At 65.5% G+C, this 21,488-nt stretch carries 20 protein-coding genes, 2 tRNA genes and 1 pseudogene; 7 read left to right on the top strand and 16 right to left on the bottom strand.

The genetic code is table 11. From position 1 onward, the window contains the following. Positions 1-151: 151 nt before the first annotated feature. Positions 152-3,463 (top strand): S41 family peptidase, encoded by a 3,312-nt coding sequence (locus tag AC4BCN_RS23975; RefSeq protein WP_338679537.1) that lies wholly within the window; start codon positions 152-154, stop codon positions 3,461-3,463. 123 nt (positions 3,464-3,586) lie between these two features. Here the strand turns inward: AC4BCN_RS23975 and AC4BCN_RS23970 are convergent, their stop codons facing one another. Genes AC4BCN_RS23970 through AC4BCN_RS23960 form a run of 3 tightly spaced genes read right to left on the bottom strand, consistent with a single transcriptional unit; the run spans position 3,587 to position 5,670 of the window. Continuing rightward, the gene (locus AC4BCN_RS23970) at positions 3,587-4,309 is read right to left on the bottom strand and encodes an arginyltransferase (RefSeq protein ID WP_034747551.1); all 723 of its coding nucleotides are present in this window, start codon (positions 4,307-4,309) and stop codon (positions 3,587-3,589) included. Positions 4,310-4,363: 54 nt separating this feature from the next. Continuing rightward, positions 4,364-5,080 carry a leucyl/phenylalanyl-tRNA--protein transferase gene (gene aat, locus AC4BCN_RS23965; protein ID WP_490491913.1) on the bottom strand — a complete coding sequence of 239 codons (717 nt, stop codon included), beginning with the start codon at positions 5,078-5,080 and terminating at the stop codon, positions 4,364-4,366. 11 nt (positions 5,081-5,091) lie between these two features. Continuing rightward, complete coding sequence (locus tag AC4BCN_RS23960) at positions 5,092-5,670, bottom strand: NUDIX hydrolase (protein ID WP_034747557.1); 579 nt, start codon at positions 5,668-5,670, stop codon at positions 5,092-5,094. Between the two features lie 185 nt (positions 5,671-5,855). On the opposite strand from AC4BCN_RS23960, the gene AC4BCN_RS23955 reads away from it, so the two are divergent. Both AC4BCN_RS23955 and AC4BCN_RS23950 read left to right on the top strand, forming a co-directional pair. Then, a tRNA-Met gene (locus AC4BCN_RS23955) sits at positions 5,856-5,932 on the top strand. Positions 5,933-6,061: 129 nt separating this feature from the next. Continuing rightward, positions 6,062-6,138, top strand: a tRNA-Met gene (locus AC4BCN_RS23950). A gap of 58 nt (positions 6,139-6,196) precedes the next feature. On the opposite strand, the gene AC4BCN_RS23945 is transcribed toward AC4BCN_RS23950, so the two are convergent. Beyond that, complete coding sequence (locus AC4BCN_RS23945; protein ID WP_490491912.1) at positions 6,197-6,985, bottom strand: helix-turn-helix transcriptional regulator; 789 nt, start codon at positions 6,983-6,985, stop codon at positions 6,197-6,199. A gap of 110 nt (positions 6,986-7,095) precedes the next feature. Here AC4BCN_RS23945 and AC4BCN_RS23940 point away from each other — a divergent pair, with 110 nt between their 5' ends. Continuing rightward, positions 7,096-8,289 carry an MFS transporter gene (locus AC4BCN_RS23940; RefSeq protein WP_485878835.1) on the top strand — a complete coding sequence of 398 codons (1,194 nt, stop codon included), beginning with the start codon at positions 7,096-7,098 and terminating at the stop codon, positions 8,287-8,289. On the opposite strand, the gene AC4BCN_RS23935 is transcribed toward AC4BCN_RS23940, so the two are convergent. Further along, the gene (locus AC4BCN_RS23935) at positions 8,286-10,592 is read right to left on the bottom strand and encodes a xanthine dehydrogenase family protein molybdopterin-binding subunit (RefSeq protein ID WP_490491911.1); all 2,307 of its coding nucleotides are present in this window, start codon (positions 10,590-10,592) and stop codon (positions 8,286-8,288) included. The genes AC4BCN_RS23940 and AC4BCN_RS23935 overlap by 4 nt on opposite strands. Next, entirely contained in the window at positions 10,589-11,065 is a 477-nt protein-coding gene (locus AC4BCN_RS23930; protein ID WP_485878831.1) for a (2Fe-2S)-binding protein, read from the bottom strand. The genes AC4BCN_RS23935 and AC4BCN_RS23930 overlap by 4 nt, the downstream gene beginning before the upstream one ends. Positions 11,066-11,216: 151 nt before the next feature. On the opposite strand from AC4BCN_RS23930, the gene mug reads away from it, so the two are divergent. Beyond that, positions 11,217-11,738, top strand: a complete 522-nt coding sequence (gene mug, locus AC4BCN_RS23925) for a G/U mismatch-specific DNA glycosylase (RefSeq protein ID WP_338679532.1) — start codon at positions 11,217-11,219, stop codon at positions 11,736-11,738. On the opposite strand, the gene AC4BCN_RS23920 is transcribed toward mug, so the two are convergent. Beyond that, positions 11,671-12,633 (bottom strand): LysR family transcriptional regulator, encoded by a 963-nt coding sequence (locus AC4BCN_RS23920; RefSeq protein WP_319990911.1) that lies wholly within the window; start codon positions 12,631-12,633, stop codon positions 11,671-11,673. The genes mug and AC4BCN_RS23920 overlap by 68 nt on opposite strands. Positions 12,634-12,770: 137 nt before the next feature. Here AC4BCN_RS23920 and AC4BCN_RS23915 point away from each other — a divergent pair, with 137 nt between their 5' ends. Further along, complete coding sequence (locus AC4BCN_RS23915) at positions 12,771-13,991, top strand: MFS transporter (protein ID WP_338679531.1); 1,221 nt, start codon at positions 12,771-12,773, stop codon at positions 13,989-13,991. Here AC4BCN_RS23915 and AC4BCN_RS23910 read toward each other — a convergent pair. From AC4BCN_RS23910 to AC4BCN_RS23890, 5 genes and pseudogenes are all read right to left on the bottom strand, one after another. Further along, on the bottom strand, positions 13,988-14,779 hold the full coding sequence (locus AC4BCN_RS23910) for an anti-sigma factor family protein (protein ID WP_490491910.1): 792 nt from the start codon (positions 14,777-14,779) through the stop codon (positions 13,988-13,990). The genes AC4BCN_RS23915 and AC4BCN_RS23910 overlap by 4 nt on opposite strands. After that, positions 14,776-15,297 (bottom strand): RNA polymerase sigma factor, encoded by a 522-nt coding sequence (locus AC4BCN_RS23905; RefSeq protein WP_490491909.1) that lies wholly within the window; start codon positions 15,295-15,297, stop codon positions 14,776-14,778. The genes AC4BCN_RS23910 and AC4BCN_RS23905 overlap by 4 nt, the downstream gene beginning before the upstream one ends. Positions 15,298-15,318: 21 nt before the next feature. Further along, positions 15,319-15,690: a COG4315 family predicted lipoprotein gene (locus tag AC4BCN_RS23900; RefSeq protein WP_058050557.1), complete on the bottom strand. Its 372-nt coding sequence runs from the start codon at positions 15,688-15,690 to the stop codon at positions 15,319-15,321. A 57-nt stretch (positions 15,691-15,747) separates the two neighbouring features. Continuing rightward, positions 15,748-16,653, bottom strand: a complete 906-nt coding sequence (locus AC4BCN_RS23895) for a DNA-3-methyladenine glycosylase family protein (RefSeq protein WP_490491908.1) — start codon at positions 16,651-16,653, stop codon at positions 15,748-15,750. A gap of 70 nt (positions 16,654-16,723) precedes the next feature. Continuing rightward, positions 16,724-17,728: pseudogene (locus tag AC4BCN_RS23890) on the bottom strand (XdhC family protein); the annotation flags it as partial. Positions 17,729-17,825: 97 nt separating this feature from the next. Here AC4BCN_RS23890 and AC4BCN_RS23885 point away from each other — a divergent pair. Then, positions 17,826-17,966, top strand: a complete 141-nt coding sequence (locus AC4BCN_RS23885; protein WP_175444556.1) for a hypothetical protein — start codon at positions 17,826-17,828, stop codon at positions 17,964-17,966. Between the two features lie 31 nt (positions 17,967-17,997). Here AC4BCN_RS23885 and AC4BCN_RS23880 read toward each other — a convergent pair whose 3' ends face one another. From AC4BCN_RS23880 to lspA, 4 genes are all read right to left on the bottom strand, one after another. Next, a complete protein-coding gene (locus AC4BCN_RS23880; protein ID WP_490491907.1) occupies positions 17,998-19,101 on the bottom strand; it encodes a M48 family metalloprotease in 1,104 nt (367 codons plus the stop codon). A gap of 137 nt (positions 19,102-19,238) precedes the next feature. Beyond that, positions 19,239-19,688: a dUTP diphosphatase gene (gene dut / locus AC4BCN_RS23875; RefSeq protein WP_034785229.1), complete on the bottom strand. Its 450-nt coding sequence runs from the start codon at positions 19,686-19,688 to the stop codon at positions 19,239-19,241. A gap of 35 nt (positions 19,689-19,723) precedes the next feature. Continuing rightward, positions 19,724-20,944, bottom strand: a complete 1,221-nt coding sequence (gene coaBC / locus AC4BCN_RS23870; RefSeq protein WP_070303584.1) for a bifunctional phosphopantothenoylcysteine decarboxylase/phosphopantothenate--cysteine ligase CoaBC — start codon at positions 20,942-20,944, stop codon at positions 19,724-19,726. 17 nt (positions 20,945-20,961) lie between these two features. Then, positions 20,962-21,471: a signal peptidase II gene (lspA, locus tag AC4BCN_RS23865; RefSeq protein WP_034754175.1), complete on the bottom strand. Its 510-nt coding sequence runs from the start codon at positions 21,469-21,471 to the stop codon at positions 20,962-20,964. Positions 21,472-21,488 lie beyond the last annotated feature (17 nt).

Genomic DNA, 21,488 nt, shown 5'->3' with positions numbered 1-21,488 from the left:
AATAAGTGCCGTATTTTACCGTGTTCCGCGCGGCTGCCGGGTGTATAGTTCTCTTTGGTCTAAAGCAACATTAATTCATTCATAATTTGCATTGGGCCGTGGACCTTCCTGTTTTTTCTCTGTTCTGTTGACTTCATAAGCGAGACATCGATTGAAAAAGACACGCATCTTGACGGCCATCGCGGCCGCCAGCGCACTGCTGCTGAGCCACCCGGCCCTGGCCCTGCCCAATACGCAAGACACCCGCATGCTGAGCGAACCGGCCGTCTCCAGCCGCCACATCGCCTTCATCTATGCCGGCGACCTGTGGCTGTCGAACCTCGATGGCGGCGGCGCGCGGCGCCTGACGTCCGACCTGGGCGACAAGTCCAACCCCGTGTTTTCGCCCGACGGCAGCCTGATCGCGTATAGCGCGAATATCGACGGCAATATCGACGTGTATGTGATCGCGGCGGCCGGTGGCGTGCCGCGCCGCCTGACCTTCCACCCGGGCGCGGACCTGGCGCAGTCGTTCACGCCCGATAGCCAGTCCGTAATGTTTACCTCGCCCCGCGCCGCCTTCAACAACCGCTTCCAGAAGCTGTTTACGGTGCCGGTGGCGGGCGGCGTGGAAACGCAGCTGGAAATCCCGAACGCGTCGCGCGCCACGTATTCGCCCGATGGCAAGCGCATCGCATACAACCCGCTGGCGCCCGCCTTCAAGCAGTGGAAGCGCTACCGGGGCGGCACCAATTCCTGGCTGTGGCTATTCTCGTCGTCCGATAAATCGATTGAAAAAATCCCCCAGCCGACGACGCGCTCGAACGACGTCGACCCGATGTGGATAGGCGACACCGTGTACTTCCGCTCCGACCGCAACGGCGAATTCAACCTCTTTGCGTATGACGTGAAAACGAAGGCCGTGCGCCAGCTGACGCGGCATGCGGATTTCCCCGTGCTGAACGCGTCGGCCGCGAACGGTAAGATAGTCTACGAGCAGGCCGGCTATCTGCACGCGTTCGACATCGCCAGCGGCCAGGCGCACAAGCTGACCATCGCCGTGGCCAGCGACCTGGGGCAAACGCGTCCACGCTGGGTCAAGAACGCGAAATACATCCGCGACGCGTCGATTTCGCCATCGGGCGCGAGGGTCGCCTTCGAGTACCGGGGCGAGATCGTCACCATCCCCGCGGACAAGGGCGACGTGCGCAATCTGACGCAGACGGCCGGCGCCCACGAACGCACGCCGATCTGGTCGCCCGATGGCCGCTCGGTCGCATATTTCTCGGACGAGTCGGGCGAATATGAATTGCATGTGCGGGCGCAGGATGGCAAGGGCGCCGTGCGCAAGTTCAAGCTCAATGGCAGCGGCTTCTATGACAACGCCGTCTGGTCGCCCGACAGCAAAAAGATCGCGTTTGCCGATAATGGCTGGAGCATGTACGTGATCGACGTCGGCACGGGCAAGGTGCAGAAGGTCGCCACGGAGCCGATGTATGGCGTCGACAAGAGCATGCGCGCCTCGTGGGCGCCCGACTCGCGCTGGCTGGCCTACACGCTCAACTCGCCCACCTACACGCGCAGCGCCTACATCTATTCCGTCGAGCAGAACAAGTCGATGCCGGTGACCGACGGCCTGTCCGACGTGGCCGAACCTGTGTTCGACAAGAGCGGCAAGTACCTGTACTTCTTCGCGTCCACGAATGCGGGCCCCAGCAACAACTGGTTTTCGCAGCAGAACGAAGACAATCTGGTGACGCGCACCGTGTGGATGGCCGTGCTGCGGCGCGACCTGCCGTCGCCCCTGATCAAGGAAAGCGACGAGGAAAAGGCCGCCAGCACGGACGCGAAAAAAGACACGGCCAAGGCGGAAGCGGAGCCGAAGAACGAACCGAAGGTCGATCCGAAGACGGGCCGCGACGACCCGAAAGTGGCCGTGGCGCCTGTGGCGCCGATCAGCATCGATTTCGACGGCATCGCCACGCGCATCGTCGACTTGCCGCTGCCGGCTGCGCAGTTTTCCAGCCTCGCCGCCGGTGCCGCGGGGCAGATCTTTTTGCTGCGCGAAAGCGATGGCAAGAAGGCCGTGCAGCGCTTCGATCTGAAGGAGCGCAAGGCGGAAACCGTGGTGGCCGAAGCCGATGATTTCGAAGTGTCGGCCGACGGCAAGAAGCTGCTGTACCGCCAGAAGGACAACTGGGCCATGGGGTCCGCCACGGGCAAGCTGCTGATGCCGGGCGAAGGCAAGATCAAGGTCGACGCCATCGAAGTAAAAGCCGACCCGCGCGCCGAATGGGCGCAGATTTTCAATGAAGTGTGGCGCATCAACCGCGATTATTTCTATGACCCGGGCATGCATGGCGTGGACTGGAAAGCCATGCGCGACAAGTACGCCGTGTTCCTGCCTGAGCTGTCGAGCCGCGCCGACCTGAACCGCCTGATCCAGTGGATGTGCAGCGAACTGGCCGTGGGCCATCACCGCGGTGGTGGCGGTGACGATTTTATCGAGGCGAAGAAGGTGCCGGGGGGGCTCCTGGGCGCCGACTATGAAGTAAGCGACGGCCATTACCGCTTCAAGAAAGTGTATGGCGGCTTGAACTGGAACCCGGCCCTGCGCGCGCCGCTGACGGAGCCTGGCCTGAACGTCAAGGCGGGCGAATACCTGCTGGCCGTCGACAGCCGTCCGCTGGCGCCGCCGACGAATATCTACAGCGCCTTCGAGAACACGGCCGGCAAGGCCATCGACCTGACCGTGGGGCCCTCGGCCGACGGCAAGGGTGCGCGCACGATCACCGTGGTGCCCGTGCCCACCGAGGATGCCTTGCGCAACCGCGACTGGATCGAAGGCAATATGCGCAAGGTCAATGCCGCTACGGGCGGCAAGGTCGCGTACGTGTACGTGCCGAATACGGCGGGCCTGGGCCACACCTACTTCAAGCGCTATTTCTTCCCGCAGGCGGACAGGCAGGCCATCATCGTCGACGAGCGTTTCAATGGCGGCGGCAGCGTGGCCGATTACTATATCGAGATCCTGCAGAAGAAGGAAATCGCCTGGTGGACCATGCGCTACGGCGCCGACATGAAGACGCCGTCCGCGTCGATCCAGGGCCCGCGCGCCATGCTGATCGACGAGACGGCCGGTTCGGGCGGCGATCTGCTGCCGTGGATGTTCCGCAAAAATAACTTGGGCCCGCTGATCGGCAAGGCCACGTGGGGCGGCCTGGTGGGCATCCTCGGCTTCCCCGTGCTGATGGATGGCGGCACCATCACGGCGCCGAACCTGGCGTTCTGGACGCGAGAGAACGGCTGGGGCGTGGAAAACGAAGGCGTGCCGCCCGATATCGAAGTCGAGCAAACGCCGGCCGACGTCATCGCCGGCCGCGATCCGCAGCTGGAAAAAGCGATTGAAGTGATCCAGGCCGAGCTGGCGAAGAATCCGCCCGTGCTGCCCAAGCGTCCGGCGTTTCCGGATAAAAGTAAATAAAAGGCGTAGGTCGGATTAGCGGAGCGTAATCCGACAATATTGTTGGCGCCGCCGGTGGTGTCGGATTACGCGCTTGCGCGCTAATCCGACCTACCAACTGCCCCCACCGACATGCGCTTGGTTTTACATCACCACCCACTGCCCCTTGATGCGCGCTTCCAGCGGCTTGAAGTTGATTTTATAGGCCATCTTCGGGCTCTGCGCGATCCAGTAGCCGAGATACACATACGGCAGCCCCAGCTCGCGTGCCTGGGCGATTTGCCACAGCACGTTGTAGGTGCCGTATGAGGCGCCCGGCACGTCCGGGTCAAAAAAAGTGTAGACGGACGACAGGCCATCGGCCAGCACGTCGATGATGCTGACCATGCGCAGGATGCCGTCGGCATCGCGGAACTCCACCAGGCGCGTGTTGACCCGGCTTTGCAGCAGGAATTGCGCGTACTGGTCGCGGCTGTCCTGGTCCATGCCGCCGCCCGCGTGGCGCGTGCTCTGGTAGCGCAGATACAGTTCGTAGTGTTCGTCGAGGAAGGACAGGGTGGCCACGCCCGCCTGCAGGCCGGCGTGCCGGCTCCAGGCGCGGCGCTGGTTGCGGTTGGGCGTGAAATCGCCCGTCACCACGCGCACGGGGATGCAGGCCTGGCAGCCGTCGCAATACGGGCGGTAGGTAAAAATGCCGCTGCGGCGAAAGCCGTTGCGCACCAGTTCTGAATACACGTCGCTGTTGATCAGGTGCGAAGGCGTGGCCACCTGCGAGCGGGCCTGGCGGTCGTCCAGGTAGCTGCACGGGTACGGTGCCGTCGTGTAGAACTGCAGGGTGGCAAACGGTAGTTCGTTCAGGTGCGTCATGCTGATCCTGTCTGGTCTGTCCGCGGCGGTGTGCCTTGAGCTATCATAGCTTTTTTACGCCGGTGGCGCAGCATGCCAATCGGTGATTTGCGCTGCTTCAATGGCGACCCTTACATGGGCCAGGAAGCGCGCGCGCGAAATGGGCGCCGCGCCCAGCGAGGCCAGGTGTTTCGTTTCTTGCTGACAGTCAATCATGGTCACGCCGCGCGCCTGCAAAAACCGTACGAGGTAGGCCAATGCGATCTTCGAGCCGTCCGAGACGCGGGCGAACATCGATTCGCCATAGAACATGCGCCCGATCGACACGCCATACGCGCCGCCCACCAGTTCACCGTCAAACCACAGTTCCGACGAATGCGCGTAGCCCAGCTGGTGCAAGCCCGTGTAGCCGGCGATGATCTCGTCCGAAATCCAGGTGCCCGGGCCATCCTTGCGCGGCGCCGCGCAGGCGCGCATGACGGCCTCGAAATCGCCGTCGAAGCGCAGCTGCCAGCGCCCGTCCGTGGCGGCGCTGCGCTCGACCTTGCGGATCGCCTTGGCCAGGCTGTCGGACACCTTGAAGTCTTCCGTCATCAGCACCATGCGCGGATCGGTGCTCCACCACAGTATGGGCTGGCCTTCGGAAAACCAGGGGAAGATGCCGCGCCGGTAAGCGTCGAGCAGGCGCGCGGGCGACAGGTCGGCGCCGGCCGCCAGCAGGCCGGGCGCCTCGTCGGTCAGGGCGTGCGAGACGTCGGGGAACGGGGTGTGGATGTCGAGCCAGGGAATCATGCGGCGGTTGCTTATTCTGCGTCCGCGCGGGCCATCGGGCGCGTGATGTCGCCCGTATGGACGCCATAGCTGCCGCCTTCGCGGATTTTCACGCGGTCGGCAAAGAACAGTTCCAGGGTGGCGCGGATGGTGGGGAAGGCCAGGTCATCCCAGGGAATCTGCGCTTCCGTAAACAGCTGCACGTCCAGGCTTTCGATGCCCGGCGCGAAATCGAGGTCGCGTAAACGCGCCAGGTAGAACAGGTGCACCTGGTGCACGCGCTGCACGTTCAGCAGCGAGAACAGGGGACCCAGTTCGATATTCGCGCCCGCTTCCTCCACCGTTTCGCGTTCGGCCGCGTCGGACGTCGTTTCATCGTTTTCCATGAAGCCGGCCGGCAGCGTCCAGTAACCGAGGCGCGGCTCGATGGCCCGCTTGCACAGCAAGACCTGCAGCTGCCCATCTTCTTCCCAGACGGGAATCGAGCCGACCACCATTTTTGGGTTCTGGTAATGGATGGCGTCGCAGTTGGCGCACACATAGCGCGGACGGTTGTCGCCTTCCGGAATGGACAGGCTGACAGGATGGGCGCATTCGGAGCAGAATTTCATGGGCAGCTTAGGAAAATGGGTGTCTGGTGTAACGCTTACTGTACACCGATTGCGTGCCGCGTGGCGAGCAGCGCAGGCACGATTGGCTGCCGCTCATGCCACCCGGGTATTCATTAGATTGGTCTATTACGGTTGAATTTAAGATAGCTATTGCCTAAGCCACCCGTTTGCCCTTATAATTCTTGTGCGGGGTGGAGCAGTCTGGCAGCTCGTCGGGCTCATAACCCGAAGGTCACAGGTTCAAATCCTGTCCCCGCAACCAATACCGGAAAGCCGCTGATACTTGCAAAAGATCAGCGGCTTTTTTCATTCTCAAGCCGCCCATGCAGCTCTTCCAGCCGCCTGCCGCGATTAGCTCCCCGCAGTGCAGCAAACTGGTATATAATTCGCCTGCGGGGTGGAGCAGTCTGGCAGCTCGTCGGGCTCATAACCCGAAGGTCACAGGTTCAAATCCTGTCCCCGCAACCAATTCGAAGCCGCTGGTTCCTCGCAAGAGGGCCAGCGGTTTTTTCGTTGTGCGCCCCGTTTACTCCGGCATCTGGCGCGCATACACGATCAGGCGCAAGTGGCGGTCCGCATCGATGGTCAGCGAGGTGTGTTCATAGGCGACCTGCTCGCCGTCGATTGTCAGCTGGCGCACGCCTGCACACGGCGCATGCACGTCGTGGCGGCGCCACCATCGCTTGAATTCGGGCGAGACTTTTTCCAGTTCTTCCACCAGCGCGTGGATGTCCGCTTCCTGCGTGGCGCGCGCGTAGTCGCGGCGAAAGCTCGACAGCATCAGCGGCGCCTGCTCTTCCCAGACCGTGAAGCGTGCGCGCAGCAGCGGGTCGGTAAACAACAGCCATAGCAGATTGCGGCGCGAGGCGGCATGCGCGGCGAAGCCGAACAGCGCGTCCGCGTCCGCATTGAACGCCAGTACGTCCCAGCGCAGGTTGAGCACATAGGCCGGATGCGCCAGCTCGTGCATCAGGCGGCGCACCAGCGGCGGCACCACGCAAAACGTCTTGCCTTCTTCGGCTGGCGGACGCGCATGCGCGAGCAGGAACAGATGGCGGCGTTCTGCCGCGTCCAGTTTCAGCACTTCGGCCAGCTTGTCGAGGAAGGCGCTCGAGACGCCGATGTCGCGCCCCTGCTCGAGCCATGTGTACCAGGTCAGCCCCACGCCGGCCAGCGCCGCCACTTCTTCGCGGCGCAAGCCCGGTGTCCTGCGCCGTCCGCCGCCGGGCAAACCCACGTCTTCCGGCGACAGCCGCGCGCGCCGCACCTGCAGGTAGGCGGCCAGTTCGTGGCGGGTGCGTGCTAAGGTGCGCATGGTGCTGTCTTTCCGGTGAGCCTGTTGCTATCAGTAATAGCATAAACAGTTAAATTGTAATTGTTTATATTGTATTCCAGAATGCCTGCTTTCTTTCCGAAGGCTTGCCCATGTCTGACTCTTTCCGCAGCACCCCCGCAGTTGACACTACCGCGCTTCCCGCCGCCGTCTACCTGATCGCCGTGGGCGCGTTCGCGCTGGGCATGGCGTCGTATGTGACGGCGGGCTTGATGCCGATGATCGCCGGCGCGTTTTCCATCTCGCTGGCGATGGCCGCGCAACTGGTGACGGCGTTCACCCTGGCCTATGGCCTCGGCTCGCCCTTGGCCGTGGCCTTGCTGCCGGCGCGCGCGCAGCGCTCCGGCCTCCTGATCGCGCTGGCCGTGTTCGTGCTGGCGAACGGGGCCAGCGCGCTGGCGTCCGGTTTCAGCGGTTTGCTCGCATGGCGCGCCATTGCGGGCATCGGTGCGGGCGTCTATCTGGCGCTCGGTATCGCGGCGGCGGCGGGCGTGTCGGCGCAGCAGCAGCGGGGCAAGGCCATCGGCGTGATCATGGGCGGCATGGCGGGCGGCACGGTGCTGGGCGTGCCATTGAGCTTGCTGCTGGCGCAGCAGCTGGGCTGGACGGCGGCCCTGTGGCTGGTGACTCTTTTGGGCGGGCTGGCGCTGGCGGGCTTGCTGTGGCAGCTGCCCGCGCTGCCGGCGGCACCGGCGATTTCTCTGCGCCGCAAGCTGGCCTTGCTGGCCGATGGGCAGGTGCTGGCCATTTTGCTCGTGTCCTTGCTGGCGGCCATCGCCAGCCTGGGCATGTACACGTTTATCGCGCCGCTGCTGGCGTGGTCCGCGCAGGGGGCGGCGATGTCCGCCACGCCCTTCCTGTGGGCGTGGGGCGTGGGAGGGATCGTGGGCAGTGTGCTGGTCGGGCCATGGGCGGACAAGGTGGCGGCGCCGAAACTGACCTGCTGCATCTTGCTGCTGCTGGCGCTGGCCTTGTGCGCGCTGCCGCTGGCTGCTGGCTGGTCGGCCTGGCTGATGCTGGCGCCGATCGCGCTGTGGGGCGCGGCTGGCTGGGCCCTGCAAGTGCCGCAAAACCAGCAGCTGCTGGCCGTGCGCGCGCGGCAGGGCGACGGCAACCTGGCCATCGCCCTCAACGAGTCGGCGCTGTACCTGGGCAGCGCCATCGGCGCCGCCATGGGCGGGGTGCTGCTCCTGCTCAACTGGCCGATGTGGCTGCTGGCGGCAGGCGCCGCCTTGGTCGCCACTGCGGCATTGCTGCTGCAGTTGCCTGCCGCGCGACGGTCCTAAGCCTTCTTCGCCAGCTGCATGCCCACGGGCAGGGCGCGGATGCGCTTGCCCGTGGCGGCGAAGATGGCGTTGCACAGGGCCGGGGCGATCGGCGGCGTGGCCGGTTCGCCCACGCCGCCGAGCTCCATGTCCAGGGTGCCCGGCACCAGGTGCGTGTGGATCACGCGCGGCGCGTCGGCGGCGCGCAGCACGGCGTAGTCGTGGAAATTGCTTTGCTCGACCCGGCCATTTTTAAAACTGATCTCGCCGCTCATGGCCAGCGACAGGCCCATGATGCAGGCGCCCTCGATTTGCGAGCGCACGCGGTCCGGGTTGATCTGCGGGCCGCAATCCATGGCGATGTCGACTCTCGGCACGATGACTTCGCCGGCCGCATTGATCTCCACTTCGATCACGGCCGCCACATAGGTGACGAAACTGTAGGACACGGCCAGGCCCAGCCCCCGTCCCTTGGGCAGCTTGCGGCCCCAGCCCGCCTTGGCTGTCGCCAGCTCGATCACGTGGCGCATGCGGCCGATATCGACCGGATACTTCGCCGGGTCTTCGCCATAGTTCCAGCCATCGGACAGGTCGGCCGGGTTGATCTTGCGCGCGGGGCCCAAGAGCGCCAGCAGGTAGTCGCGGTGATCCTTTTTTGCCGCGTGGGCCAGTTCGGCCGTGAACGACTGGATGGCGAAGGCGTGCGGGATGTTCGACACGGAACGGAACCAGCCGATGCGCGTGTGGGCCTGCACCTCGGGCACTTCGACGCGGATGTTCGGAATGGCGAACGGCACGTTGATGGCCGACATGCCCAGCTCGAACGGCGCCTGCTTGTTTGCGCCGGCGGCAAAGGTCGAGGTGATGGTGGGGGCGGCAGTGCGGTGCAGCCAGGCCGTCGGCATGCCTTTCGCGTCCAGCGACGCTTCCAGCCGTTCGACGGACACCGTGTGCAGGTAATCGTGCTGCAAGTCGTCGTCGCGCGTCCACGTCAGCTTGACGGGCGCGCCATCCATGGCTTTCGACAGCAGCGCCGCCTCGACGGCGAAATCGGGTTTCGATTTGCGCCCGAAGCCGCCGCCCAGCAGGGTCACGTGGACGGTGACGTCGTCGTACGACAAGCCCAGGGCCTTGGCCACGTTGCTGCGCGTCGCTTGCGGCGCCTGCACGCAGGCCCACACTTCGGCCTTGCCGCCGGCGATGCGCACGGTGGCGGCGGGCGGCTCCATGGTGGCGTGGGCCAGGTGGGGCAGATAGTATTCGGCGCTGAGTTTGCGCGCGGCGGAAGCGGCGGCCAGGGTGGCCACCGTCTTGCCCTGGTCGCGCGCCGGGCTGGCCGGCTGGCGCACGGCCGCTTCCAGGGTCTTGCGGAAGGCTTTCGAATCATAGCTGCCGTTCGGGCCGTCGTCCCATTCCAGCACCAGCGCTTCGCGGCCCTTGATGGCCGCCCAGGTGTTACGCGCGATGACGGCCACGCCGCCCAGCGGATTGAACATGGCCGGCGGCGGGCTGCCTGCCAGTTCGACGATGCGCAGCACGCCCGGCACTTTCAGGGCCGCCGTCTTGTCCACGCTTTTCAGCTTGCCGCCGAAGACGGGTGGACGGGCGATGACGGCATACGCCATGCCATCGAGGCGCGTGTCGATGCCGAAGTGGGTATTGCCCGTGACGATGTCGCGCAGGTCGATGCCGCGCGTGCTGGTCTGGCCGATATAGCGCAGCTCGTCCGCCGTTTTCAGGCTGATGCGCGCGCGTGGCGGCACCGGCAATTTGGCCGCTTCCTCGGCCAGCGCGCCGAACGACAGCGAGCGTCCGCTGGCCGCATGCACGACCGCATGATTGACGGCTTTGACCTCGGTGACGGGCACATCCCAGCGCACGGCGGCCGCCGTTTCCAGCATCAGGCGCGCCGTGGCGCCCACGTGGCGCATGGCGCGGAACGAGTGGCGCATGCTGCGCGAACCGTCCGTATCCTGGCTGCCGTAGCGCGCTTCGTCGGCGGGCGCCTGCTGCACGCGCACCTGCGCCCAGTCGGCGCCCAGTTCGTCGGCCGCCACCATGGGCAGGCTGGTGCGGATGCCCTGGCCCATTTCGGAACGGTGCACCACGATGGTGACGATGCCGTCGGCGGCCACCGACAGGAAGACCAGGCTGTCGTCGACCACGCCGCCGGCCATCTTGTCGCCGCCATATTTGACGGCGTCGGCCGCCATCACGAGGCCGGAAGGGCCTGCCACCAGAGTCAGACCGGCCAGCGCGCCGGCGGCCTTGAGCCAGTTGCGCCGCGCGGGCGAATGGACGGCGGGAGTGTCATGGATGCTCATTTGGCCGCTCCTTTTGCGTTGATGCTGGCCGAGGCCTGCTTGATGGCTGCATGGATGCGCGTGTAGGTGCCGCAGCGGCAGATATTGCCGCTCATCGCTTCGCGGATTTGCTGGTCGTTCGGCTTGGGCGTCTTGTGCAGCAGGGCCGTGGCCGACATGATCTGCCCGGCCTGACAGTAGCCGCATTGGGGCACGCCGTGTTCCTGCCACGCTTGCTGCAGCGCCAGGCCGACCTTGTCTTCGCCCACGGCTTCGATGGTGGTGATCTTCTTGCCGGCGGCGGCCGACACCGGCGTCACGCAGGAGCGGATGGCTACACCATCGAGGTGCACGGTGCATGCGCCGCACAGGGCCATGCCGCAGCCGAATTTGGTGCCGGTCATGCCCAGTTCGTCGCGCAAGGCCCACAGCAGGGGCGTGTCTTCAGGCAGGGCAAGCGCGTGCTGTTTGCCATTGATGGTCAGGGTCGTCATGTGTATTCCTCTGTGGGGGATGGTGCGGAAAGCGCGACGGCCATCCGCCAAACGGATTAGCTCATCAGTATGGGATGGTAGCATCAGCCGCCCTGCGCTGCAGGGCGTGGGGCCCGGTGGCATACTGCGGCTTCTGATATTGGAGTTCTCCATGACATACATCGCAGCGGCGCAAGGCTTGCCCGATATCCTCGCTCCCGGCTTGCAGGTGGTCTTTTGCGGCCTCAATCCCGGCGTGGACGCGGCGGCGGCCGGCCACCATTTTCTCGGCCGCGGCAACCGCTTCTGGCCCGTGCTGCACCTGGCTGGATTCACGCCGCATCTGGTGGCGCCGCAGGACGATGCCAGCGTGCTCGATTTCGGACTGGGCTTGACGGCGGCCGTCGGCCGCCCGACCAGCCGCGCGGACCAGGTGGGGGCGGACGAATTCGCGCAAGCGGCGGCGGGCCTGCAACATAAACTGGTATTGATGCGGCCGCAGTGGATCGCCTTCCTGGGCAAGGCCGCCTACGCGGCGATGACGGGCAAGCGCCAGCTGGAGTGGGGCGAACAGGCAGAGCGCTTCGGCGGCGCGCGTGTGTGGATCTTGCCCAATCCCAGTGGGCTCAATCGCGGCTATTCGAAGGAGCGGCTGGTCGACGCGTATGCGGAACTCCAACGCGCGCTGGGCTGACGTCCAGTGCCACCGCGCGCAACAGCGGTGTGACGAAATCGAGGAAGGCGCGCAATTTCAATGGCAGCGGCGCTTGTCCCTTGTGCAGCAGGCTGACGGGCAAGGGCGCCGCTTCGAACGGTGCGAGCACGATGCGCAGCCTGTCGCCGCGCAGGGCGTCCATGACCTGATACGACAGCACGCGGATCACGCCCGCATCCAGGGTGGCGGCGGCGATCGCCGCGTCCACCGTATTGACGGCCAGGCGCGAGTGCACGGGCACGGACTGCGCAGCCTTGCCCGTGCCGAAGACCCAGGCGCGCCGCGATTCCAGCACCTCGAAACTGATGCAGGCATGCGCGGCCAGATCGCCCGGCGCAGTTGGCGTGCCATGCGCGGCCAGGTAGCCGGGGCTGGCGCAGACGACCCGGCGCACCGTGCCGACCCGCGTCGCCACGAAGCTGCTGTCGGGCAGGTCGCCGATGCGCACGGCCACGTCGACCTGCTCGTCCATCAGGTGCAGGACGCGGTCCGTCAGTACCAGCTTGATCTCGATGTCCGGATAGCGGGCGAGGAACGCCGCCACCACGGGCACGATGTGCAGGCGTCCGAACATGACGGGCGCCGTGATCGTCAGTTCGCCTTTCGGCACCGCATATTCGCCCGTCGCAATACGCTCCGCTTCGCCGATCTCTTCGAGGATGCGGCGGCACGCGGCCACGTAGGAGTGGCCCGCCTCCGTCAGCGACAGCTGGCGCGTCGTGCGGTGCAGCAGGCGCGTGTTGAGGTGCGCTTCCAGCGCCGCCACCTTGCGGCTGACGTTGGCCAGCGGCATGCCGAGATGGCGTGCGGCGGCCGACAGGCTGCCCGCGTCCACCACGGCCAGCAGGATGGTCATGGATTCCAGTCTATCCATCGCTTGCTCTCATGTGATCCTGTCAAATATTGGAAGAATGATTCTCAATCTTATGGGATTCTCTTTGTTGGTGCAAGTAAGTAAGCTGGTCTCCTTCGCTGCGGCACGTCGCCGCGGCAACTTGAAAGGAGAGCGCCATGCGCCCCACACCCATTCCCCCGCCCGATGCACACACCGTGGCGTCCGCGCCGCGCGGCAAGATCCTCATGATGGCGGTAATCGCTGGTGCGGTCATCACCAACATCTATTGCACCCAGCCTATCCTGCCCCTGATCCAGTCCGGCCTCGGTGTCGATCTGGCGGCCGTCAACCTGGTCGCCGGCGCGGCGCTGCTGGGCTTTGCCACGGGGCTGGCGCTGCTGCTGCCGCTGGGCGACCGCGTCGACCGGCGCACCCTGGTGCTGGGGCAGATCGCGCTGGCTTTCGTTTGCGCCCTGGCGGCGGCGCTGGCACCGGGCATCTGGCCGCTGATCGGCGCTTCGTTTGGCCTGGGCATCGTCAGCTGCGTGCCGCAGCAACTGGTGCCGCTCGCCGCGAGCATGTCGCCGCCCGCTGAGCGCGGCCGTTCCGTCGGCACGGTGGTCAGCGGCATCATGGTGGGCATCCTGCTCGGGCGCACGGTGGCCGGCGTGGTGGGCGAGGCCTGGGGCTGGCGCGCCGTGTACGCCATGGAAGCGGCATTCATGGTGCCCGTGTGGATCGCGGCGGCGGCCTTGCTGCCACGCGGGAAACCGGGTAGCCAGCTCTCCTACCTTGGCTTGCTGGCGTCGTTGTGGCCACTGGCGCGCGACCATCGTCCCCTGCGCGAATCGATGCTGATCCAGGCGCTGTTGTGGGCGTGCTTCAATGCGTTCTGGGTCAACCTGGCCTCGCTGCTGGCCAACGGCCCATGGCATCTGGGCAGCGCCTGGGCCGGCGCCTTCGGCATCATCGGCGCGGCCGGCGCGCTGGCCGCCACTGTGGGCGGCAGGGCCACCGACAGACTCGGTTCGCGCACGGTCATTGGATTGAGCATCGCCATCGTGACCTTGTCCTACCTGCTGCTGGCGGGCGCCGCCTCGTCGCTGGCCTTGCTGGTGATCGGCGTCATCGTGCTCGACATCGGCGTGCAGGCTGCCCTGGTGGCCAACCAGACGCGCGCCTTTGCCGTCGATCCGGCCGCCCAGGGCCGCATCAACAGCCTGTACATGACGGCGACCTTCATCGGCGGCGCCGCCGGCGTGGCGGTGAGCGGCTGGCTGATGCAGCGTTTCGGCTGGACGGGCGTGGCGGTGTTTGGCGTTGTATTGGGCTTGCTGGCCGGAGCGATCCACCTCGCCGGATTACGCGCACAGCGGCGCGCGCCAACCTTAACTTAACGCGGCTGTTCCAGCTGCGCGTACACGGCGCCGGCGATCTTGCCCAGTTCCTGTTTGGGCAGGTTCGCCGAGAGGGCATAACCGAGCTGGCCGTCGATCCAGTAAAACACGCTTAACTCCTTCTCTTGCGTGTAGTGGAAAGCCGTTTCCTGCCTGCCGGCCCGTTCTTTCGCCACGTACAGGGTCAGGCGCTTGCCACCGCCATCTTCATACATGAATTGCGCCACGGGGCCGTCGCCATCGCCGGGCAGCAAGCGCCCGCCGATCAGGTGATAACCGAGCGGCGACAGCGCGGGCGGCTGCAATTTCGTGCCCAGGCGTTTCGACAGCCATTGCACCAGGTGCGCCTCCTGTTCCGCACCCACTTCCACAGGGTGTCGCACTTCGGGTGTGTAGACGGCATGGGCGACGGCGGCGCTGCGCGCCAGGGACATCGGGCTGGCGCTGGCTGTCGCGCCATCGCCGGCATCGCCGCGCAGCAGCCAGCCGCCCATGCCGCCGGCAAGCACCAGCACGACGGCCGCTGCCGCCTGCATGGCGGGGCGCTGCCAGGTGCCGTTCGCCGCCGCTGGCGATGTCGCTTGCAGCAGCGCTGGCGGCACGGCTTCGTCCAGCACGGGATCGAACAGGGCGCGCAGTTGCCTGTTCTGTGCGCGCCAGGCGTCGACTCTGGCGGCATCGTCGGGATGCGCGCGCAGGTGGGCGTCGATGGCCGCGCGCTGTTCCTCGGGCAGGACGCCGTCGGCCAGGGCGTGCAATTGCGCTTCGCTGATGGCTTGCGTTGTCATTTCACGACTTTCAGGGTGGGGGCGCCATGGCTGCCGGCGGGGCGGCCGTCGAGCAGTTCGCGCAGCCGCTCGCGCCCGCGCGATAAACGCGACATCACGGTGCCGACGGGGATGCCCAGGGTCGCCGCCACCTGCTCGTACGGCATCTGTTCGAGCGCGACGAGCAGGATCACTTCACGCTGTCCCAGCGGCAAGCGGGCCAGCGCCGTATCCATTTCGCCGATGGCGATGGACTGCCCCGGCGTGTGCTCGGGCGCGGGCAGCGGGGCGTCGTCGTCGAGTTCCTGCAGCGCCAGGCCGGGACGGCGCAATTGATCCACATGCAGATTGTGCATGATGGAGAACAGCCAGGACCGCATCTCGCCGCCGCGCTGCCGCTGATCGAGCTTGCGCCACGCCCGCTCCACGGTGTCCTGCACCAGGTCGTCCGCGTGCAGGGCGCCCGCCAGCGCGCGCGCATAGCGGCGCAGGCCGGGCAGGCACGCTTGCAGCTGGCGGCTATCGTCTTGCGAGGCCATCGTGGCGGCGGGAAGGGCTGCTTACGGCTTGACGACGTGCCACACGTTCTTGAAATTGTCGCCGGCCACGTCGCCCGGCTTCTTGTCTTCCTTGTACAGGTACAGGGGCTTGCCCTTGTAGGTCAGCTGCATGGCGCCGTTGTCTTCGCGCTTGATGCTGCCATACGGGGCGGCGGGCGCCGCTTCGGTGGCGATGACGGCGGGCCAGGCCACCAGGCAGCCGCCGCTGCAGGCGCTCTTGCCGCTGTCGGCGACATCCTTGTCGAACACGTACACGGTCATGCCGCTGGCGTTGACCAGCATGCCGTTGGCGGGCATGACGTCGGCGGCGAAGGCCAGCGGGGCGGACAAGGCGGTGAACAGGGCGGTGGCGGCGAAAGTGGTGAAGCGCATGATGGTCTCCTTGAGGTTTTGGGGGCTTGCAAGGGATAGACGCGTGCCGCTGGCCGTTTATTCCCGCGCCGGCGGATTATTTTTTGGATGCAGGCTGGCCCACAGGTGGGCGGCCGCCATGGTGCGGTGCGGCGCGTACTGGCGCAGCCACTGTTCCGTGCGCGCCATGTCAGGTTTCGTTACTTCACCGAGCAGTTTTTGCAGAGCGGCGCGGATGGCCACATCGCCGTGCAGCGAGCAGTCGGCATAGCCGTAGCCGCGCAGCAGCGCGTAGTTGACGGTCCACGGGCCGATGCCTTTCACGGCCAGCAGCGCCTGAGAAATCGCCGCCACGTCGCCGGAGGGCGGCAGCTCCAGCGACAGTTCTCCCTCATCGACGAGGCGGGCCAGGCGCAGCACGGTTTCCGCCTTGGCGCGCGAGAATTTGCGGCTGGTCAGATCCTCGATTTCCAGCCTGGCTACGTCGCGCGCCTCGGGATAGCACCACAAGCCGCTGCCGTGCCGGCGTCCCGCCTGCAGAATGAAAGTACGGCGCAGGGAAATGGCGAACGGCAGGTTGATCTGCTGGCCGATGATGGCCCAGGTCAGCGCTTCGAACGGGCTGGCCGATTGCACGATGCGCAGGCCCGGATTGACGCTGACCAGAGGCGCCAGCAGCGGGTCGCCGGCGGCCAGTTGCGCGAACGGCTGCGGGTCGATGCGCAGGCCGAGGATGTTGAGCAAGGCGCCGTGCAGCGGCGTTTGAAGGTCTGCATCGCCATCGATCTCGGCGCGGCAGACGGCGGCAGCGTCCGTGAAGGCGACGTCCAGCACGACCGGCACGCCTTGCAGCAGGATGCCCTTGCGCAGGCCAGTCTCGGTGACCTGTTCGGCCACGGCTTCGCCATCGCGGCTGTGGAAGGCGATGACGTCGTCGCGGCGGTAGCCGGCGGGCAGGGGGAGGGTCCAGTGCAGCAGGGTCATGGTGGGCGGCAAAGTCAGGGACGGTATCAGGGAGGCGATGCGGGCGCGCCGCGTTTCTTGCTTTTTGCCTTAGCGCGCAGATGTCGGTGGTGGGCGGGCTAAGTGCCGCCGCGTGCTGGATCTGCAGGGCGTCGGGCACGCCATTTTTCACGGCCGTCAGTTCGGCCAGGATGGAAATGGCGATTTCGGCCGGCGTCTTGCTGCCGATGTACAGGCCGATAGGTCCATGCAGGCGCGCCAGCTGTTCTGCGCTGACGTCGAACTGCAGCAGCCGTTCGCGGCGCTTGGCGTTATTCGCGCGCGAGCCGATCGCGCCCACGTAGAACGCTGGCGATTTCAACGCTTCCATCAGGGCCAGGTCATCGAGCTTGGGGTCGTGCGTGAGGGCGACGACGGCACTGCGGCTATCGAGCTTGAGTTCGAGCACGAGGTCGTCGGGCATGGCGTGCAGCAGGGGCACGCCGGGCACGTTCCAGCCGCCCCGGTATTCTTCGCGCGGGTCGCAGACGATGACGTGGTAATCCATGGCCGTGGCGATCTGCGCCACGAAGCGCGACAGCTGGCTGGCGCCGATGATCAGCAAGCGCCAGCGCGGGCCATGCTGCGTGGTGAGTACGCCATCTTCGAGGGCCAGCACGGCGCCCGGCGTGGCGCGCCGCAGGATGACGGCGCCGCTGTCGAGGTCGAGCCGGCGCTCGACCAGTTCATGTGCTTCCAGGCGCGCCAGCAGTTCGGCCACACGGCTGTCTGCATGCAGCGGTTCGATGGCCAGTTCGATGGTGCCGCCGCAGGGCAGGCCGAAGCGGTGCGCCTCGTCCGCGCTGATGCCGTAGCTGACGATTTCCGGCAGCGTGCGCACGATGCCGTGCACGCGCACGGTGTCGATCAAGTCATCTTCGATGCAGCCGCCCGAGACAGAACCGACCACCGTGCCATCGTCGCAGATGGCCAGGGTGGCGCCCACGGGGCGGGGGCTGGAACCCCACGTCTTGATGACGGTGACGAGTTCGCAGCGGTGGCCGGCGGCGAGCCAGGCGGCGCTGGTTTTCAGAACTTCAAGGTCGATGCTGTCCATGGGGCGCGGAAGGAAAGCCGCAGGTAGGCGGCAAAGTATGGAATATTTTTTAATATTGTGGCTATACTACGCTCTCCAACAGCCTGCGGAGAGTTTCATGTCGAACGACCAAAAGACGCAAGATGACGGCATCCCCAAGTTTGGCAAACTGCTCATCGCCCTGTTCCTGGCGGTGGTGTTTTGCGGCGCCCTGACCTGGATCATGGGCACCTACTTCCCGAATTTCCCCGGCGCCTGAGCAAACCTGCTGCGTCAGGCGCCTTTGGCGTTTAAGGCTTCAACGGCTTCTTCGCCGCCTGCTTGGCGCGCACGTCGATGACGGCGCGGTTGACGGCCGCCATGCGCGAGTTGGTGCCCGGGTGCAGGGCCGTGTAGCCGTTGGCGACCGTCGCCGGCACTTGCGCGGCCAGGCGCTGCCAGAAGCGGGCGGCGTTGTCGACGTTGTAGCCGGCGCGCGCCAGCAGGTAGATGGCCAGGGTGTCGGCTTGCACGTCGAGTTCCTGCGGCATGGCCTTGATGCCGGCGGCGCCCGTCAGCATCGATACGTCGGGCTGCACGGCGCCCAGGCTGTCGATGATGCTGCCGGCCGTGCCTGCCGTGCGCTGGCTGCGTGCGTGGTCGAGGATGTTGTGCGCCATTTCGCGGGCGATGACGAAGGCGATGCCTTCGTCGTTTTGCGCCGCATTGACCATGCCGCGCGTGAGCATGATGCGTCCGCCGTCCGAATACGCGTTGATATTGTCCGCATTGCCCAGGGCGACGCGGAAGGCGCAGGCGCGCGTGACGGGAATTTTCAGCTCCTGCTGCTGGCCGTCGCGGGCGATGGTCATGTTCAGGCTCGCGCTTTTCGAGGCCAGCGGGCCGACGATGGCGCCGAACGGGCCTTCCGCTTTCGGGCCGGCCGGCAGCGGCTTGCCTTCGGCGGCCAGCAAGCCGTCGCCCTTGCGCAAACCGGCGCGCGCGGCGCCGCTGCCCGGCAGGACGCCGGACACCTGCATCTGTTCGCCGTAGCCGAGGGCCGCCTGCGCCGCGTCGGCATAAATGCCGGGGTAGGAATACTTGTTCTGCGCCGTGAAGCCCAGCAGGTTACGCGCATACGTCTTGCACAGGTCCGCATTGTTGATCAGCAGGGGCGCCGAGACTTTCGACAGGCGGTCCTGCAGCGACACCATCTTCACCAGTTCTTCCTGCGCCGCCTTTTGCTGCGCCGTCGGCGCGGGCGCATCGGGCGCCGGCACGACGTTGAACGGGCCGCTGACATTCGTCATCGGGGTGGTGCAGCCGGCGAGAATGGCGGCACTGGCCAACAGGAGAGGAGTGGCCAATCGGCGCAGCGAAGTTGGGGCTGGGATCGGATGGCGGAAACCTGGCATGGACTATTCCTTCGTGTAGCTCCTGACAAAACCTACTGCGCGGCGCGATTTGCGGCCTCCGATGCTCACTGTGCATTCGCACAGCTCCGCTTCTCAGCCACAACTCACATCCGCTCGCTACGGTTTGTCAGTCGCTGTTAATGTTTGCCGGTGCTGCCGAAACCGCCAACACCGCGTTCGCTGTCGCCGAATTCCTCGACGACGTTAAAGCCCACTTGCAGCACCGGCACGATAATCAGTTGCGCCAGGCGTTCCATGGGGTTGAGCGTGAAAGCGCTCTGGCCCCGGTTCCAGGTCGATACCATCAGCTGGCCCTGGTAATCGGAGTCAATCAAGCCTACCAGATTCCCCAATACGATGCCGTTTTTGTGGCCCATGCCGCTGCGCGGCAAAATCATGGCCGCATACGACGGGTCGCCGATGTGGATGGCCAGGCCGGTGGGAATGAGCACGGTCTGGCCAGCCTCGATGGTGATCGCCTCGTCGATGCAGGCGCGCAGGTCCAGGCCGGCACTGCCGGGCGTGGCGTAGGCCGGCAGCAGTTCCTTCATGCGGGCGTCGAGGATCTTGATGTCGATATTTTTCATGAATCTAACTAACTAAGCTAAGTCGTTTAAAGGGATTATTTGAGCAGCGAATTCTTGGCAATGCGCTTCGAGATTTCCGAAATCAGCTGGCGCGCCAGGTTCAGTTTCGAGGCGCGCGGCAGCACGGTATGGCCTTCCTCGTCGAACAGGATGATGGTGTTGTCGTCCTGGCCAAACGTGTTGTGGCCGATATTGCCGACCAGGAGGGGAATGCCCTTCTTTTCACGCTTGGTCGAGCCGAATTCCACGAGGTTTTCCGATTCGGCGGCAAAGCCGACGCAATACGGATAGCCGGCCAGGTTGGTGCGTGCCGCCACGGTGGCCAGGATGTCGGGGTTTTGCGCGAACTGCAGTTCGGGCACGGAGCCGTCGGCCTGCTTTTTCATCTTCTGGTCGCTGGCGTTGGCCACGCGCCAGTCGGCCACGGCGGCCACGGCGACGAAGACATGCTGGCCGTCGACGTGGGCCAGTACGGCATCATGCATCTGCTGCGCGCTTTGCACGTCAATGCGGCGCACGCCGAAGGGCGCGTCCAGGGCCGTCGGGCCGGAAATGAGCAGCACCTCGGCACCCGCTTCGCGCGCCGCGCGCGCCACGGCATAGCCCATCTTGCCCGAGGACAGATTGGTGATGCCGCGCACGGGGTCGATGGCTTCGAACGTGGGGCCGGCCGTGACCAGCACGCGCTTGCCCGCCAGGACTTTCGGCTGGAAGGCGGCGATCAGCTCCGTCAGCAGCTGTTCCGGTTCCAGCATGCGGCCCAGGCCAACTTCGCCGCACGCCTGTTCGCCGGCGGCCGGGCCGAACAGCTTGATGCCGTCGTCGCGCAGCTGCTGCACATTGCGTTGCGTGGCGGGGTTCTGCCACATTTCCACGTTCATGGCCGGCGCCACCAGCAGGGGCAGGTGGGCGGGACGGGCCAGGCACAGGGTCGACAGCAGGTCGTCGCACACGCCATGCGCGAGCTTGCGCATGAAGTCTGCCGAACACGGCGCGATCAGGATGGCGTCCGCATGGCGCGTCAGATCGATATGCGCCATGTTGTTGTCGATGCGGGCATCCCACTGGCTCGTGTGCACGGGGTGGCCGGACAGCGCCTGCATCGTGACGGCCGTGATGAAGTGGCTGGCCGCATCCGTCATCACCACTTGCACCGAGGCGCCGGCCTTGGTCAGCGCGCGGCACAGTTCCGCCGCCTTGTAGCAGGCGACGCCGCCAGACAGTCCCAGGACGATTTTTTTGCCGGACAATTCCATGCCGTTCTCCTGCGTGTTTATTTGTTTACCCGGCGCAGTTCATCAATGATGAACAGGGCCGCGCCGATGCAGATGGCGCTGTCGGCGATATTGAAAGCGGGGAAATGGCCCCAGCTTTTCCAGTGGAAGTCGAGGAAATCGACCACGTGGCCGTACATCAGGCGGTCGATGGCGTTGCCCAGCGCGCCGCCGAGTATCAGCGCCAGGGCCCAGCAGAACATGCGCTGGCCGGCGTGCTTTTTCAGCAGATAGATGATGTAGATGGCGGCCGCCAGGGCGATGCCGGTGAAGAAATAGCGCTGCCAGCCGCCCTGGTCGGACAGGAAGCTGAACGCGGCGCCCTTGTTATACGCGAGCACCAGGTTGAAATACGAGGTGATGACCATCTCTTGCGCATAGCGGAAGGTCTTCAGGATCGTGATCTTGGTAATCTGGTCGAACAGGATGACGATGGCGGCAATGCCCAGCCAGGGCACGAGCGACGCCGACGATGACGATTTCGATGAAAAACGGTTTTTGGTGGCCATATTTTTCCAGGGAAGAT

It is taken from the genome of Janthinobacterium sp. Bl 1 (assembly GCF_058215535.1).
The sequence above is the reverse complement of the archived record's forward strand: the minus strand, read 5'-3'. Positions and strand labels throughout refer to the sequence as shown.